The sequence below is a fragment of the Sphingomonas sp. UYP23 genome (assembly GCF_054059235.1).
Genome location: NZ_JBSSBX010000001.1, coordinates 2,797,428 through 2,812,694 on the forward strand (window position 1 = coordinate 2,797,428; position 15,267 = coordinate 2,812,694).

General features: G+C 60.2%; 10 protein-coding genes and 2 pseudogenes. 8 read left to right on the forward strand and 4 right to left on the reverse strand.

Annotated elements, in window-relative coordinates:
* Positions 1 to 265: 265 nt before the first annotated feature.
* From istA to ACVWYO_RS13795, 3 genes and pseudogenes are all read left to right on the forward strand, one after another.
* Positions 266 to 1,768, forward strand: a complete 1,503-nt coding sequence (gene istA, locus ACVWYO_RS13785; protein WP_457351674.1) for an IS21 family transposase — start codon at positions 266 to 268, stop codon at positions 1,766 to 1,768.
* A gap of 5 nt (positions 1,769 to 1,773) precedes the next feature.
* The gene (gene istB / locus ACVWYO_RS13790) at positions 1,774 to 2,610 is read left to right on the forward strand and encodes an IS21-like element helper ATPase IstB (protein WP_457351676.1); all 837 of its coding nucleotides are present in this window, start codon (positions 1,774 to 1,776) and stop codon (positions 2,608 to 2,610) included.
* Positions 2,611 to 2,714: 104 nt separating this feature from the next.
* Positions 2,715 to 3,783, forward strand: a pseudogene (locus ACVWYO_RS13795) (ISAs1 family transposase); the annotation flags it as partial.
* Here the strand turns inward: ACVWYO_RS13795 and ACVWYO_RS13800 are convergent.
* A complete protein-coding gene (locus tag ACVWYO_RS13800; protein WP_457351678.1) occupies positions 3,768 to 4,487 on the reverse strand; it encodes a nucleotidyltransferase and HEPN domain-containing protein in 720 nt (239 codons plus the stop codon). The pseudogene ACVWYO_RS13795 and the gene ACVWYO_RS13800 sit on opposite strands and share 16 nt — an antisense overlap.
* A 344-nt stretch (positions 4,488 to 4,831) precedes the next feature.
* Between ACVWYO_RS13800 and ACVWYO_RS13805 the strand changes: the two genes are divergently transcribed.
* The 4 genes from ACVWYO_RS13805 to ACVWYO_RS13820 all read left to right on the forward strand — a co-directional run bounded on the left by ACVWYO_RS13805 (position 4,832) and on the right by ACVWYO_RS13820 (position 8,207).
* A complete protein-coding gene (locus ACVWYO_RS13805; RefSeq protein WP_457351680.1) occupies positions 4,832 to 5,350 on the forward strand; it encodes a GntR family transcriptional regulator in 519 nt (172 codons plus the stop codon).
* Between the two features lie 343 nt (positions 5,351 to 5,693).
* Entirely contained in the window at positions 5,694 to 5,816 is a 123-nt protein-coding gene (locus ACVWYO_RS13810; protein WP_457351682.1) for a hypothetical protein, read from the forward strand.
* 83 nt (positions 5,817 to 5,899) lie between these two features.
* On the forward strand, positions 5,900 to 6,460 hold the full coding sequence (locus ACVWYO_RS13815; RefSeq protein WP_457351684.1) for a lasso peptide biosynthesis B2 protein: 561 nt from the start codon (positions 5,900 to 5,902) through the stop codon (positions 6,458 to 6,460).
* Between the two features lies 1 nt (position 6,461).
* Positions 6,462 to 8,207 (forward strand): asparagine synthase-related protein, encoded by a 1,746-nt coding sequence (locus ACVWYO_RS13820; RefSeq protein WP_457351686.1) that lies wholly within the window; start codon positions 6,462 to 6,464, stop codon positions 8,205 to 8,207.
* Positions 8,208 to 8,247: 40 nt separating this feature from the next.
* Here ACVWYO_RS13820 and ACVWYO_RS13825 read toward each other — a convergent pair.
* From ACVWYO_RS13825 to ACVWYO_RS13835, 3 genes and pseudogenes are all read right to left on the reverse strand, one after another.
* Positions 8,248 to 10,092, reverse strand: a pseudogene (locus ACVWYO_RS13825) (prolyl oligopeptidase family serine peptidase); the annotation flags it as partial.
* 1,082 nt (positions 10,093 to 11,174) lie between these two features.
* A complete protein-coding gene (locus ACVWYO_RS13830; protein ID WP_457351689.1) occupies positions 11,175 to 13,457 on the reverse strand; it encodes a type I restriction endonuclease subunit R, EcoR124 family in 2,283 nt (760 codons plus the stop codon).
* Between the two features lie 23 nt (positions 13,458 to 13,480).
* The gene (locus ACVWYO_RS13835) at positions 13,481 to 14,413 is read right to left on the reverse strand and encodes an IS5 family transposase (protein WP_457348219.1); all 933 of its coding nucleotides are present in this window, start codon (positions 14,411 to 14,413) and stop codon (positions 13,481 to 13,483) included.
* Between the two features lie 85 nt (positions 14,414 to 14,498).
* Here ACVWYO_RS13835 and ACVWYO_RS13840 point away from each other — a divergent pair, with 85 nt between their 5' ends.
* Positions 14,499 to 15,212: an NAD(P)-dependent oxidoreductase gene (locus tag ACVWYO_RS13840; RefSeq protein ID WP_457351691.1), complete on the forward strand. Its 714-nt coding sequence runs from the start codon at positions 14,499 to 14,501 to the stop codon at positions 15,210 to 15,212.
* Positions 15,213 to 15,267: the final 55 nt, after the last annotated feature.

Consider the following 15,267-nt stretch of genomic DNA (forward strand, 5'->3'; position numbering starts at 1 on the left):
CTTATGCTGCCGACGCTTTTATCGACTTTTGGCGAGATCCCGGACCCGCGTCGCGGGCAGGGCAAGATGTATCCGTGCGGCGCGGCGATCTGGATGAGAACGCGCCGTCAATCAGGATGAGGATCGCGAGGGGCTGCGGCGGCGCAGGGCGTAGCCCGGAGCCGACGTGGCCCCTCGCGATGGCGCGTTCCTAACGGGGCGTTGCCGCTGATGATCAAGGTCGGTCGGGTATCTCCAGCTTCCTCGCTCGCAGAGGAAGCCGCTGATGCCCGGTCGCCACATCAACGATCATCAGATGAGGCTCTATATGAAGTTCCGACACAGTGACGGCGTCGCGACCGCGGCTGCCAAGGCCGGGTTCAGCACGGCGACCGGATATCGCGTTGCTGGCGATCCGCGGTTACCATCGCAGAAGGAGGCGGTTCGGGGACGACGCCGCCCCGATCCCCTGGCCGATATTTTCGACGCCGAGGTCGTGCCGCTGCTGATAGAAGCGCCCGGCCTTCGCACCGTTGCGGTGTTCGAGGAGATGCTGCGCCGGCATCCCGATCTTGGCACTGGGATCCGGCGGACGCTGGAGCGGCGCATCCGCGACTGGCGAGCGGTCCATGGCGAGGAGCAGGAGGTGATCTTCCGCCAGACCCACGAGCCGGGCCGGATGGGACTGTCGGACTTCACCGATATGGCCGATCTCGACGTCACCGTTGCCGGCGTGCGCCTCGACCATCGGCTCTATCACTTCCGTCTCGTCTGGTCGGGGTTCGAGCATGCCCATGTAATCCTCGGCGGCGAGAGCTACGTCGCGCTCGCCCAAGGGCTGCAGAACGCGCTGTGGGCGCTCGGCGGGAGCCCGCTTGATCATCGCACCGACAGTCTATCGGCCGCGTTCCGTAACCTCGATGCTGACTCCAAGTCGGATCTGACCCGCCGCTATGATGCGCTGTGCGAGCATTACGGCATGACGCCGAGCCGCAACACCCGCGGCATCGCTCACGAGAACGGATCGATCGAGAGCGCACATGGTCACCTCAAGAAGACGATCCGCGACGCGCTGCTGATGCGCGGCAGTGCGGCGTTCGACGACCTTGCCGCCTATCGGCAGTTCATCGACGAGGTGATCGCCGCCAAGAACCGCCGGGCGGCAGCACGGATCGATGCCGAGCGCGTTCATCTTCAGCAGCTGCCCGACCGGCGGACCAGCGATTACGAGGAGGTGATCGTCACCGTGACCTCAAGCAGCGGCTTCACGTTGCGCAAGGTGTTCTACACCGTCCCCTCGCGGCTGATCGGGCACCGTCTGCGCGTTCGGCTATACGATGATCGGCTCGATGTCCTCCTTGGCGCGACCAGGCTGATGACGCTCCTGCGCGGGCGATCGGCCGGGAACGGCAAGCACGGTCACGTGATTGATTATCGTCATGTGATCCACTCGCTGCGGCGCAAGCCGATGGCGCTGATCGGCATCGTCTACCGCGAGCAGCTGTTCCCGCGCGAGGCGTATCGGCGGATGTTCGATCGTCTCCTCGAGCAACTGCCCGATCGTGTCGCCTGTCGCACGATGGTCGAGCTGCTCGCGCTCGCGCACGAGCGGGCCTGCGAGTCAGAACTTGCCGATATCCTGGCTGCCGATCTCGATGCCGGTCGGTTGCCGGACATGGCGGCACTGCGCCGGCGCTTCGCGCCGGATCCCGCAACACTCCCCGAGGTCGTCGTCACGCTGGCAGCGCTCAGCACATACGATATCCTGCTGAACGGAGCGGCGGCATGACCAGCATGACCCAGCCGATCGACGCGCAACGTCTGACCCTCATCCTCAACGATCTGCGCCTTCCCGCGATCAAGCACAACTGGCCCGAGATGGCCGCGCGCTCAGACAAGGAGGGTTGGCCCGCCGCCCGCTTCCTGGCCGCGCTCGCTGAACACGAGATCGCCGAACGCGATCGACGCCGCATCGAGCGGCACCTTGGCGAGGCCAAGCTCCCACCAGGCAAAACGCTCGACAGCTTCGCGTTCGATGCCGTGCCGATGATCTCGCGTGCCCAGGTCATGGCGATCTGCGCGGGCGACGGTTGGCTCGAACAGGGCGCCAACCTCATCCTGTTCGGCCCGCCGGGCGGCGGCAAGAGTCACCTGGCTGCCGCGATCGGCCTCGCACTCATCGAGAATGGCTGGCGCGTGCTGTTCACCCGCACATCCGATCTCGTCCAGCGCCTCCAGGTCGCGCGTCGCGAGCTGACGCTGGAGGCCGCCATCGCCAAGCTCGATAAATACCATCTGCTGATCCTCGATGACATGGCCTACGTCACCAAGGACCAGGCTGAGACCTCGGTACTCTTCGAACTCATCAGCGCCCGCTACGAACAACGCTCGATGCTCATCACCGCCAATCAGCCGTTCGGCGAATGGAACCGGATCTTCCCCGATCCCGCCATGACCCTCGCGGCCGTCGACCGCCTCGTCCACCACGCAACCATCTTCGAGATGAACGTCGAAAGCTACCGGCGTCGTACCGCCGTCCAGCGACATACCGGTGCTGGCAGACCGCCGACCTACGCGACAATCAAAACGGTCGAGCAGTCGATGCCCAGCGACAATCAGACCGCCACATAAATCTTGCCAGCGACAATCAGACGCGCCATCCCTGTCGCGCCGCGACAATCAGTTCTCATCCTGATTGACGCGCTTCGCATCCAGATTGTCGCGCTACATATCCGCTCGCTCCGATCCTGCTTTTCACGGTTTTGGCGATGCTGTCTGGCGCTGTGTCCTATCGTCAGGTTCACGCTTTTATCAAAACCCATCTCGACCGGCTGAACGCGGCTTTCGACCTGTCACTGAAGCGGGCGCCTGCCTATTCGTCGGTTCGCTTCATACTGCACGGCCTCGATGGCGCAGCTCTCGAGAGCGCGTTCCGCCGTCACGCAGCGACACTTGGCACTGGAGGGGTAGACGCCGGCGATGCTGCAAAACCAATCTGCGTGGCCATCGATGGCAAGACCCTGCGTGGCAGCTTCGACGCCTTCAACGATCGCAAGGCGGCCCATCTCATGAGCGCCTTTGCCCATGATGACCAGATCATCCTCGCTCATTTGGCAATCGACGAGAAAAGTAACGAAATCCCAGCCGTTCAAGACATGATAGCGACGCTGGGCCGGGACCTTGGGGGATTGAGCGGACGGCTGTTCACAGTCGACGCCATGCACGCACAAAAAAACATTCGCGGCGGCGTTGGCAACGGGCAATCATCTGGTTGCCCAGCTCAAGAAGAACCAGCGAACCCTGTTTGAAGCGGTCAGCACCGTCGCCGCCGGTAACGCCCCGCACGATACAGCCTCCACGCGCGAACTTGCACGCAATCGCCAAGAAGATCGCACCGTTGAAGTGTTCACTGTCGGCGACGCGCTGGCCCGCACCGACTGGCAACCGCTTATCAAGACCGTCGTTCGCGTTTCCAGGCGAACCTTGATCTTCAACACCGCCACCGGAGAATGGAAACCGCGAAGCGAGGTGGCCTGGTATATCACTTCGGCATCCGGCCTGTCAGCCAGTGATTGGCAAACCGTGATCCGGGGGCATTGGGGCATCGAAAACCGAAACCACTATGTCCGCGATGTATCATGCGGTGAGGACAAAAGCCGCATCCGAACCAATCCCGGTATCATGGCGCGAGCACGAAGTTGCGCCCTCAACATCCTGCGCCACAACGGCGTCTCTAACGTCGCCAAAGCCCTTTGGGCAGGCGCACTCGACCTCGATATCCCACTCAATTACAAAGGCCTGTAGTCAGCGTTGAACAACCCTGCAGAGGACCGCAGCCGATTAAGTTTGTGCGACTTCGGGCTGTAGAGTGTCATCACGAGCAACGTGCAATGATAAAGATGTTCGGCGGCTTGGTGCAGCAAGAAAGCAGCCTTATTGTTCAGGTTTTCGCCCTTCGCGAGCTTCGCGAGAAGCAGAAACTCCTCGGCATTGACGAACCACTGACGGAACGATGCATTTGCCTCCTCGATCGCGGCCTCATCCGATAGCGGTTTCGGCCGGTCGAACGGATGGTTCGGTGCTTCATACAGGGCGATCCCGTCGCGAAGGAGGTCGACGAAAAATGGCCGTCCACGCCGAAGCTGGGCATTCACGTCACTCAGGCTATGCACAATGAAATTCACTGATGTGTGGATCGTGCCCGTGATCGTCTGCTCGCGCACCAGATGATCCTCGGCCTGTGCCCAGTACTCCATAACGTCAGCCAGTCCGTCATGATTGACGACCACGAGGATGTCGAAGTCGGAGAAATATCCACCGACCGGATCATCTACCCAATCACCCCTAGCATGCGATCCGAACAGGATGATCTTCAGGATCCTTCCGGCCTTCCGGTGGGGCGCGTTCCGACCAGCCAGTGCGTCCTCGAACTCCGCGACGAGGATCCGAACCACATCTCCGAGTTCTCGCCGCTTGTCGGCCGGCAGGTGATCAAGATCGGTGCGCATCAGCCCCGGTCTAAACGAGATCGATCTAAACGCCAGTCCGACGGTCTTTCGAGCTGGCCGCCTCCGGCTATAAAAAATCACCTTTGACCTGTGACGGCTCCAGCCTAAAAATAGTAGGTGAAGCCACCGGACACTTCCTGCTCCAGCACTCCTTGCCGTCCGCCTGGGTATGTCTGGCCCGAAAGCCCTCTTGCGCTACAGGCGCGGCTAGCTTGCGGCGGCGGCGCAATGATCAAGCGCTGGCTTCGCGATCCTATTGGTCGTCGGTCATTATATTGCCGTCTACGGCGGCCCCAAGTTGGAATCCGTGCGCCCATCCAGTGTCAGCCGATGCATCGTACACGATGGTGACGAAGTCTCGTTTCTCAGGTGGTGCGCATGAGTATGCAGCTCAGTTCGTCCGTGAGGCTATCCGGGCGGGCAGGTGGACTGCCGGAGAAGCGATCGATGTGACCGCGCTCGCCGTCGAACTTCGTATCAGCCCAAGCCCTGTACGCGAGGCGTTGGCCCGCCTTCGCGGCGAGGGCATCCTCGGCACCCGCTACCGGGACGGTTATTCGCTCGTCCTTCTTCAAGCGCACGAATTGGCCGAAGAATACCGGTTCGTGGGGTTAACCGCCCAGGCATTGGCGACCCACCTCGTGCGGCCAGTCGATGTGATGAGGCCGCATCTTGAACGCTACGTTGCGCGGGTGGAGGCCGTGCTCATCTCGCTCGCACTGGCCTCGGACCTTCCTACCGCGGCTTTAAAATTCCATCAGTCGGCGCTCCGCATGAATTCCTATATCGCGGCCGAGCTTCAGGTCATTTCCGACGCCGAACGGAATTTGTCCCATATCGAGGAGCTTATCGGCCGTGGCTAGAAGGCAGAACTCGTCTCGGCCGTTGGGCGTCATTTCGCCGATTGCATTTCGGCAGCGCCTGCGATTGCCCGCCGTGTCTTCGAACACTCGAAGCGACACGAGCGGGCGTTCGAATAGTCGCTTTCCCGATTCGTCTATGTGGAGTCGTCGGCCTGTCCGCGAGCGCGCGAACTCTGCATGTGCCAGGCTGCACCTGACCGCGACGCGCCGTCCGCCTGACCGGTCAGGATCGCCCCATCTTCCGATTGCAAAAAGATTCGGAAAAGCACTCGAAGAGGTGCGGTGGAGGGCGCCCACTCCACCTGCAGCCAATCCCGCTGCGCGACAGAGGTGGAGTAAGCACATGAAGACACGTCAGAACGGTCGGGCCATCAAGCTCGGCAGCGCCCGCGAACTCACCAAGGCGATCGGAGGCACCGACACGCCGGAGCTCGAGAACCCGATGTTCCTTCGCAAGAACGTCTGACGGGACTTGGGGAGGCGTCATCGACGCTTCCCCATAAGCTCAATATGCATTCGCCCCGCTACCGCGCCGTAAACCTCGACGGCTTGACGATCGTCCTCGATCTCGCACGCGATGGATACCTGGCAATCCCGCACGATTCAGCCGTGGGCGATAGCGGAAAGCGGGATGTCGCCGACGTCTTGGGCACAATCGACGACGATGTCCGCTTCATCGATCCGCACGCGATCCGGCGCGGACGCAGAGATCTCGACACCTACGAGCATCGGACCAGCGATCGCCCGGGCTTGGTCGACTGGCTTTCACTGCTCACCGCCTTACCGATTGCGCTGTGGGCCCTTCGGATCGGGCGCCCAGCGAGCTGGATCCCCTACGAAGGCGGATGCGCTCCAGACGCAGACATTGAGACGATCGCGGCGGCCCGACGCTTTCGTTCCATGCGTCCCTTCATACCGAAGCTCTCGAGGTGCCTTCCCCATGCCCTGCTTCTGAGTTCCTACCTGAGCGGGCGCGGTCATCGAAGCGTGTTGGTGATCGCAATTCGTCAGTTCCCCTTTCAAGCCCATTGCTGGGTGCAGGTCGGGGACATCGTGCTCACCGACGATCTCGAACAGACCGCGGCGTTCACCCCGATCGCGGTTGGCTGACATGCGCAACCCGACCGCCATTGCGTTCAAAGCGCAGTCCGGCATGGACGATCGCGTTCAAGTCATCGTTCAGGCAGCGGAGCGATGCCTCGGCGCTACGGAGCGGCGCCAAGGCCAACCCTGTCCGGAGTTGTCGCGGACGATGTCCACGAATGATCCGGTTCTGGCGATCTGCACCGGCGCGCTCTCCATGCGTGTCTTCGGCAGGCTGCATTGTCGCGATCCCCGCCGGATCGAGGAGAAAGTGAAGGGGTGTCTTTCCGTAGTGGAGGCGGCGAGGTTGCTGGTCGATCAGGCGTGGGGAAGCTACGTCGCCTTCCTTGCCGATCCGGATGGCCTATACGCGCTTCGCGATCCTTCAGGAGCGGTGCCGCTTTTCGTGGCCCGCACCGGCGACGTGCAGATGGCATCGACACGGATCACCCAGGCTTTCCTCAAAGCTGTCGGATTGGACTGGAGGGTCGATCTGGACGCGGTCGGAAGGTTGCTTGCGAGCCCCGCGGCGCCCGCCTACCTCTCCGGGCTCGTTGACGTCGAGATCGTCGTGCCCGGTCAGCTGGTCGCCATCGCGCAGGAACCCGTCTCTCATACGATCTGGCATCCTGCGGAATTCGCCAGAGGATCCAAGGCGCTTGCGCCGGAGACATTGGCGGCGGCGGTCGACGACGTCATCGGGACATTGGCTGGAAGCGGGAGGGTTGGAGTCGAACTGTCCGGCGGCCTCGACTCGTCGATCGTCTTCTCGTCTCTTGCCCACCTCGGTCACCAGCCCAAGCCGTTCAACTTCGCAACGGCGGGCAAGGGTGGCGACGAGGCGCATTTCGCGGAGGACGTAGCGAACCGATGGAATATCCCGCTCTACCGGTGTGCAAGCGCTAGCGCTCTGCCCGAATATCGTGCCCTTGAGGGGCTGGAACATGGAGTACAGCCCACGGTGCACGGGCTCGACAGCGTGTTTGCGCAGGCGAGACAGGATCTGGTCGACCGTGAGCGGGTCGATATGATCATGACCGGGCAAGGCGGTGATTCGCTTTTCTTCAACATCCCGACACGGCTTGTCGCCGCGGATCGTCGCCGCGACCTTGGAATTGGCTCCCTACTCGCAGCGAGCACCCTCGATGATGCGAGAAGGGTGAAGGGTTCCATCTGGAGCGTGCTGGCCGCTGCATTTGGAAGGCGGATTGCGGATGATCAGGGCGATGGCAACTGGCTCACGCCGCATCTGCTTGGTCCGGCCGCGGCCGGTTTTCTCGGAGATCTTCCACCTGTCCACCCATGGCTCCAGGCCTGCTCGGAACTTTCGCCCGCAAAGATGCTGCACCTGACGGTGTTGACACATTGCCAGATATTTCACGGGGAACGCCTCTTCGCTCCGACCGTTCCGATGGTTCATCCGCTTCTAGCGCAGCCATTGGTCGAACTTGCGTTGGCGTGTCCCACATACGTGCTGCAAGCAGGGTCTCGCGACCGCGCCTTGGCGCGGGAGACGTTCAGGGAAAGACTTCCGCAGTCGGTTCTCCTGCGCCGCAACAAGGGCGAGGCCTCGGATCACTATGCACGAGCGATCCTGAGCAACCGGGATTGGCTGCGGAGCTACCTTCTCGACGGGAGACTTGTGAAAGCCGGTCTGCTGAATTCTGTAGCAGTCGAGAAGTCCATGGCTCCGGATGCCATTCGTCTCGGCACGGACTACCGCGCGTTCCTCCAGTACGCCAGCATGGAGAGCTGGTTGCGCCACTGGTCGTGACGGTGCCCTCGGTGGTGCCACGCGCCGGCATCTTGTCTTCGAGGAACTTGAGGATCGTCTGCCATTCCAGGCGGATGTTTCCCGGGTTCTGTTGGATGTGGCCATCGCCGTAGAGCCGCAGCAGTGTCACGTCCCGATCAAGGCGGCCAAGGCCGATGAACAGCTGCTCAGCCTGCTCCATTGGAAAGAAGTCGAGCTCAGCTGCTATCAGGAGCAGGGGGACGTGGATTCTATCGGCCTCGAAGAAGCTGCTGGCGCGCCGGTAGCGTTCCGGGGCGGACCAAGGCGCTGCGTCGAACCGGCCTTGCCCCGACTCGTACCAGGCGATGTTTCCGTCGACAGGAGGACCGCCCACGAAACTGATCTTCTGCGCAGGGCCCAGCGACCCGTAGGATCCTGCGAATTCGTTCACTCCGCTTGATGAGATGATCGCGCGATACCGGGTCGAGCGGGTTGCGATCGTCAAGGCGTTGACGCCGCCGTAGCTATGGCCATGGATCGCCATGCGAGAGGGGTCGATGAGCCGGGTGGCCAGCGCCGCGTCGACGGCGGCATTGAGGTCCGCAACGAGAGTCTCCTGTGGATGTCCGACGGGGCCCTCCGGTATGCTGGGCAGTAGGACCGCGTAGCCGTTGGAGGTCAGAATCTGAGGTTTGAAAACCGGAGATAGGTTCTCAGGTCGGGAGAGGGACGGTGGCTTCTCGCCGTACGTGATCCCTTGATAGGGAAAGATGACTGTTGGGAACGGCCCCGTGCCCGGCGGAAGGAGGAGCCAATCGATCAGGATGCTCTCTCCATGCTTCCGCTTTAACGAGATCATCCTCGGCGGAATCACATCGGCGAGACGTGCTGAGATCGTATCGATGAGCCCGGGCGGGGAAGCGGGCGAATTCAGCAGCAAGCGGCTGACCCCGTGGCTATCCGTGGAGAGGCTGACCACGTGCTCCTCGCGCGTCGAGACGGCAAGAACTTCGGCGCCGGCCGGAATTGCTACAGTAACCGGATGGCGGTCTCCAGTGCCAAGTCGGATGTGATCGAGATTGCGGCCGGAGCCTCGTAGGACGAGCACGTCCGGCTGCCGGAAACGGCGGCTTCCGGCGCTGGCGGCATCCTGGAGGTCAAGATCGATGACGCGGGAACGGTCGGTCGCGACCTTTGCCAGAGTGAGGCGCGGGGTGACACGCCACGCTCCGCTGCTATTTGAGAGCCAGACGACGCCGTGAGTCGTAGCGGCCAGCGAGTAGCGTCCAATGGCTGGCTGCGTCGTATCGAGTCCAACGTTGCTCACCAGCCAGCTTTGATCGGCCGATTGCGCTAAAAGATCTTCGTGCGACCACACGATCCTCTCAGGCTTGGATTGTGCGGCGCCCAGCGAAACGAGCCTCGTATCTCGAAGGACGTAGGGTCGGGCCGTCTTCCATGTAGCCCCGTCTCGCCGGGCGATCACCGCCAACTGGCCGCCGTTCGAGAACTCCACGGAAGCGTCCAGGAGATCGCAGTCACTACAGGGTTCAAAGTTTTGGCCGGTGACTATATCCAGCACGCGGAGTCGGCGCCTACGGCTTTGGTTCGAAAAGGTGATCAACTCGCCAGGGTCGGGAGCAACCGTTCCGCTCAGCGATATGACGGCGACATGGCGATGATCGCTCGAGACCTGGAACTCCGAAATCTCGTCGGTGAGGGATACCTTCTGATGGCCGCTGACGTCCACATACAGATACAATGCGTCGCCGACGACTAGCGGCGCCGGGTCGGCGGTAAACTTGTCGCGAAATAGGGGGTTGGATCCGGGCGCCGTGCAGCCGCTATCTGCGACGGCAGGCATTGCCAGCGCGACCGAAACCAACGCAAATGCTTCCGTCCCGATCCTAACCCTCACATGCATCTCCCGACCTGTATGGTCCTGGAAATACCCCGACTATTAGCCTCGTCAATGTCTCGTCTCGTCGATCGCTTATAGGTTCGAACCGCTATTGCCTCATTTTCATACCGTCGGGCCGGCGCTTCCAGCGGGCACTCCGTCTTACCGCGGTTGGTAATTTAGCATTCATGCTCGATGTAAGGATAGGGCGCTAGTCGCGGCCAGCCCGGCCCGGCGTGTATGTGCATTAGGTCGGTCACCACGACGGTCGTTACCTACGATCGGGTCCGGATCGTCCGTCAGCGGCGGCGAACGGCGTGTCATTGCAAAACACAGAAGCGCGTTCGTTGAAGGGGATGTCATGGGCCGACGCCCATCCGTGGCCGTCTAGCGTCCGTGCTAGGCGAGCTGTTCGTGAGAGAACGCGACGTTCTTCGGGGCGGCTTGCGCATGGCAGGGCCCCGCCGTCGGTAAACTTCAAACGCTCCACTACGTCGCGCCGGAGCCCGGACAGTTAGGCAACCGCGCAAGTGAACATGTTTCAGTGCAGGCTGCACGAAGGCAGGATCGACGGGCGACCATCCTATCGCGCGGTGATAGCCCGGTGATGGCCGGAGCGCAGCCCGCCCGTTTCTCAAACCGGGCGGGACAGGCTATCCCACTCTAAAAGCGGGGAAATCTGGTGCTGCCGGTGAGGATTGAACTCACGACCTCAGCCTTACCAAGGATGCGCTCTCTCGCCGCTTGCTTACGGCGGGATCACCGTTTCCGAAGACGCAGTATCTCTAGAATTTGATTGAACGAGCGCGCACATCTGCAAGCGAAAACGAGTTCTACAGCGGTCAAATCCTGTCCCCGATTTGAACCTGCGACACCCCCGTTGGCGAACCGCTTCGCTCATCCCGATACCTTATCAAGTAAGAGCAAGCAAAATTTCCCAATGATTTGAGTGCCCGCTCGGGTGGTGCATGGGGCACCACCTTCTTTATGGCGTTGTAGCAAGGACAAGCGGGCGGTGCCTTGCGGAAGGGCGTTCGGCTGGGTGGGGCGTTTGGGTCTTGCGTGGGGCGCTTTGGGTAGGTCTCTGCTGAGACTGCCGAGTTCTTTTACAATTGACCGCCCACGCCTTTGAATTTTGCGACAAAGTCGGAAACTTTTCGAAACACCGATCCCTTTTTTCCAAGGTAGCCCGGGTGCAAAGGACTCATCCTAGGGAGAATGTCCTTCAATTCGTTGCCGTTCTCGCTCGCATACTCTCGTCTGATGGAATTTGTGAGATAGCGCTTGGCGGCATCCCGATTCAGGCCCTCAGTTGCAACAAGCTCTTCGAACTCACGGCTCTGAACTTCCTGCGCGAATGCAAAGAATGCCTCAATCAAACTGTCTTTGCCATCAAAATCATCGAGGTTTGTTCGCTCAATAAAGTCGACAACCAAGCCTTCCTTCTCGCGATTACCCAAGCTCGCTCGAATTACGCGACGGGTTTCTTCAATCAGAGCCCCTTTGTCATTTGTGATTCGATTTTTCTCGAAAATTAGTTCAAGAATGTAATCGAGGTTGATCTCCTGCGACTTCAGAAGATCGACTTCAAAGACCACATCATCCCAATCAATGGAGGAGTCCTCGACTTCCTTCCCTTTTCGTTCGCGCCTAAGCCAATCACGAATATCGTTGTAGGCCGACTTGTAATCCTGAATTTTTCGCTCGGCTGGCAGAGACACCAAGGCCAATGCGGCAATGCCCGCATCGTCTAAGTGGTGCGCGTCCTTGAACGCCTCTAAAGCCGCCGTGTCAGTCTGGTCGATATTTTGAAAAGCCTTCAGCGCCACAAACTCGTCGAAATTTTGCAGGACATTTTCCGCTCGGAGATATTCGCCAAAGAGCTTTGCAAAATCCTTCTTGTCTGCCTCGGTGACGATTTTATTCGGATCAGAAAAGCGTTGATCCAATTCCGCCAAAATGTTCTTGAGTCCTCGGCTGGCAGTACCGGACACGATGTCCAAGAAGCCTTCCATATATTCCTTATAACTCTTTTCTAGAACCACGTTCTTGGTGTTACTCTCACCAAACAAGGTGATGGCATCGATTGTTGCCTGTTCCAAATCGCGGAATGCGATGATATTGCCAAAGGTCTTGGTCGCGTCAAAAATTCTATTGGTGCGGGAGTAGGCCTGAATCAGACCATGGTAGCGCAGGTTCTTATCGACAAAGAGCGTGTTGAGAGAAGGCGCGTCAAAGCCGGTGAGGAACATGCCGACCACGATCAATAGATCGACTTCCTTTGATTTCACCCGGTTGGCCAGGTCACGATAGTAGTTCTGAAAGCCGTTCCCATCAGTACTGAAACTCGTACCAAACAGTCGGTTGTAATCTATGATGACAGCGTCGAGAAACTCTTTGCCGCTGCTGTCCATCGCCGAGACATCGAAACTCTCGTCGTGGATATCGCCAATAGCATTTTGCTCTTCATTCGCAGCGAATGAAAATATCGTCGCGATCTTGAGCGATCTGTCGGAGTCTTTCTGGAGTTCGTTCAGTTTCTCGTAGTAGAGCTTTGCAGCATCCACGCTGCTGACCGCAAACATCGCATTGAACCCGCCACTGCCGAGATGCATGCGATGAGTCTTTTGACGGAAGTTCTGCAAAATATACCGCGATACCTCCTTGATCCGCTCGGGATGAAGTAAGGCTTTCCTGTTCTCAGCAGCATTTAGCTTGGCCTCATCCTGCTCAGTCTCGATAGGCCGGAATTGCGGGCGGACATCATTGTAGTCGACTTTGAACTTCAAAACCTTGTCGTCCCGGATCGCATCGGTAATCACATAGGCGTGAAGCTCGCTCCCAAATACGCTGGCAGTCGTTTCTGATCCAGACGCGTTCTCTGGAAAGATTGGCGTGCCCGTAAAACCAAATTGGTAGAAGCGCTTGAACTTTCGCTTCAGGTTCCTCTGCGCCTCGCCGAATTGGCTGCGATGACACTCATCAAAGATAAATACTACCTGCTGTGTATAAACCGGCAGGTCGGCCTCACTCTTCATCAGATTGTTGAGCTTCTGGATGGTAGTGACAATGATCTTATTGTCATCCTTGGCCAGATTGCGCTTGAGAGCAGCCGTACTTTCAGAGCCGTTCACACTATCTGGTGAGAAGCGCTGGTATTCTTTCATCGTTTGGTAGTCGAGGTCCTTGCGGTCGACCACGAAGAATACCTTGTCGATCAAATCCAGTTCGGTCGCCAGTCGCGCCGCCTTGAAGCTCGTCAGCGTCTTTCCTGAACCCGTCGTATGCCAGATGAAGCCGCCGCTCTCTGGCTTACTCCACTTCTTTGCGTTATAGGAACTCTTGATCTTCCACAGGATGGGCTTTGTTGCATAATTACGCGAGAGCATGACCGACGTTTTACTTGAAGATGTTATTGGATGCGGACGGTCACCGGCGTTCCTATTTCGGAGAACCGATTGAGAATTGCAGCACGGACTTTGAGCTCGGTAATCTGACGATCGAAGGTGCGGGCGACAACGCGCTGGCCCAGGAGTTTGAAGCAGTGCATTTTGGTCTCGACCAGACTGCGGCGATGATAGCCGCTCCACTTTTTCCAGATTGCGCGACCAAGCCGCTTTGTCGCGCGTAGCGCTCCATTGCGTGCATCGACGCCGGGACCGCCTTCTGCCCATGGTTGCCCGTTGCGGCGGACCGGGATGACCGCATCGGCACCGCGCCCGGCAATAGCGGCATGGCAGTCCCTGGTATCATAAGCGCCATCTCCGCCGACGCTGAGTATCCGCTCGTCTCCGGGAATTTGCGCCAGGAGAACGGGCAGCGTCGGTGCGTCACCAATGGCATTCGTCGTGACCTCAATGGCCCGGATATCCAGCGTCCCAGCATCAATCCCGAGATGCACCTTGCGCCACTGGCGACGGTAGGACGGTCCGTGTTTGCGCGTCTTCCACTCGCCTTCTCCCGTCATTTTGATCCCGGTGCTGTCGACCAGCAGGTGCAGTCCGCCCGAGCTGATCCGCCCGCCGAGGTTGACCTTCAACGTCTTCTGCCGTCGGCACAGCGTCGTATAATCCGGCACCGACCAATCCAGCCCCGCCATTTTGATCAGGCTCGAAACCAACCCCGTCACTTGCCGCAAAGGCAGGTTGAACAGCGTCTTCAGCGTCAGGCACAGCTCTATCGCGCTGTCTGAAAACCGCATCGGGCGACCAGGGCGACCACACGGCTTCGAAAGCCAGTGCATCTCCGGATCAAACCATATTTCCAGCGACCCACGCCGCTTCAGCGCCGCATTATACTCAGGCCAGTTCGTCGTACGATACACAGGTGCGGCAGGTTTGGGCATTACGCCTATCTATACCGCTCGATTCCCTGCGTGAATCCCCGCCATCAGTTTTGCAACAAAGCCCGTCGGCTATGACAATGTCGACGTGACGGCCGCGGCGGCGCGTGGGATCGTCGTCACCAACACGCCGGGTGTGCTCGACGCCGAGGTCGCCGACTTCGCGATCGGTCTGCTGCTGGCGACGATCCGGCGCCTGCCGCAGGCCGATCGCTTCTTGCGCGCCGGACAGTGGCCCGACGGCGCCTTTGCGCTGTCGCCGACGCTGCGCGGGAGGACGGTCGGGATCCTCGGGCTGGGCGGCATCGGCAAGCAAATCGCGCGACGGCTGGAGGGGTTCGACGTCGCCATCGCCTATCATGGCCGCACCAAACAGGCGGGGGTGCGCTATCCCTGGTATCCAAGCCCGATGGAGTTGGCGCAGGCGTGCGACACCCTGATCGCGATCGTGCCCGGCGGGGCGGCGACCCGGCATATCGTGAATGCTGAAGTGCTCGCGGCACTCGGTGCGAACGGGGTTCTCATCAATGTCGCGCGCGGCAGCGTCGTCGATGAGGGCGCACTGATCGCCGCGCTGCAGGATCGGACCATCCTCGCCGCCGGGCTCGACGTCTATGAAGACGAGCCGCATGTCCCGCCCGCCTTGCTCGACCTGCCCAACGCGGTGGTCATGCCGCATATCGCCTCGGCATCCGAGGCGACGCGCAGCGCCATGGCGCGGCTGGTCGCTGACAATCTCATCGCCTGGTTCGCCGACGGCCGGCCGCTGACCGCAGTTCCCGAAACGCCGGTCGCCAAGTGATCGTCTCCTCGACCGCGTAGGGCGCCTGGCATCGACGATCCAGCCGCGCTGCGAC

What these genes read in the sequence shown, in the direction of transcription:
- istA (WP_457351674.1), top strand. Translation starts at nt 266, where the DNA reads ATGCCCGGTCGCCACATCAACGATCATCAGATGAGGCTCTATATGAAG.
- istB (WP_457351676.1), top strand. Translation starts at nt 1,774, where the DNA reads ATGACCCAGCCGATCGACGCGCAACGTCTGACCCTCATCCTCAACGAT.
- ACVWYO_RS13800 (WP_457351678.1), bottom strand. Translation starts at nt 4,487, where the DNA reads ATGCGCACCGATCTTGATCACCTGCCGGCCGACAAGCGGCGAGAACTC.
- ACVWYO_RS13805 (WP_457351680.1), top strand. Translation starts at nt 4,832, where the DNA reads ATGGTGACGAAGTCTCGTTTCTCAGGTGGTGCGCATGAGTATGCAGCT.
- ACVWYO_RS13810 (WP_457351682.1), top strand. Translation starts at nt 5,694, where the DNA reads ATGAAGACACGTCAGAACGGTCGGGCCATCAAGCTCGGCAGCGCCCGC.
- ACVWYO_RS13820 (WP_457351686.1), top strand. Translation starts at nt 6,462, where the DNA reads ATGCGCAACCCGACCGCCATTGCGTTCAAAGCGCAGTCCGGCATGGAC.
- ACVWYO_RS13830 (WP_457351689.1), bottom strand. Translation starts at nt 13,457, where the DNA reads ATGCTCTCGCGTAATTATGCAACAAAGCCCATCCTGTGGAAGATCAAG.
- ACVWYO_RS13835 (WP_457348219.1), bottom strand. Translation starts at nt 14,413, where the DNA reads ATGCCCAAACCTGCCGCACCTGTGTATCGTACGACGAACTGGCCTGAG.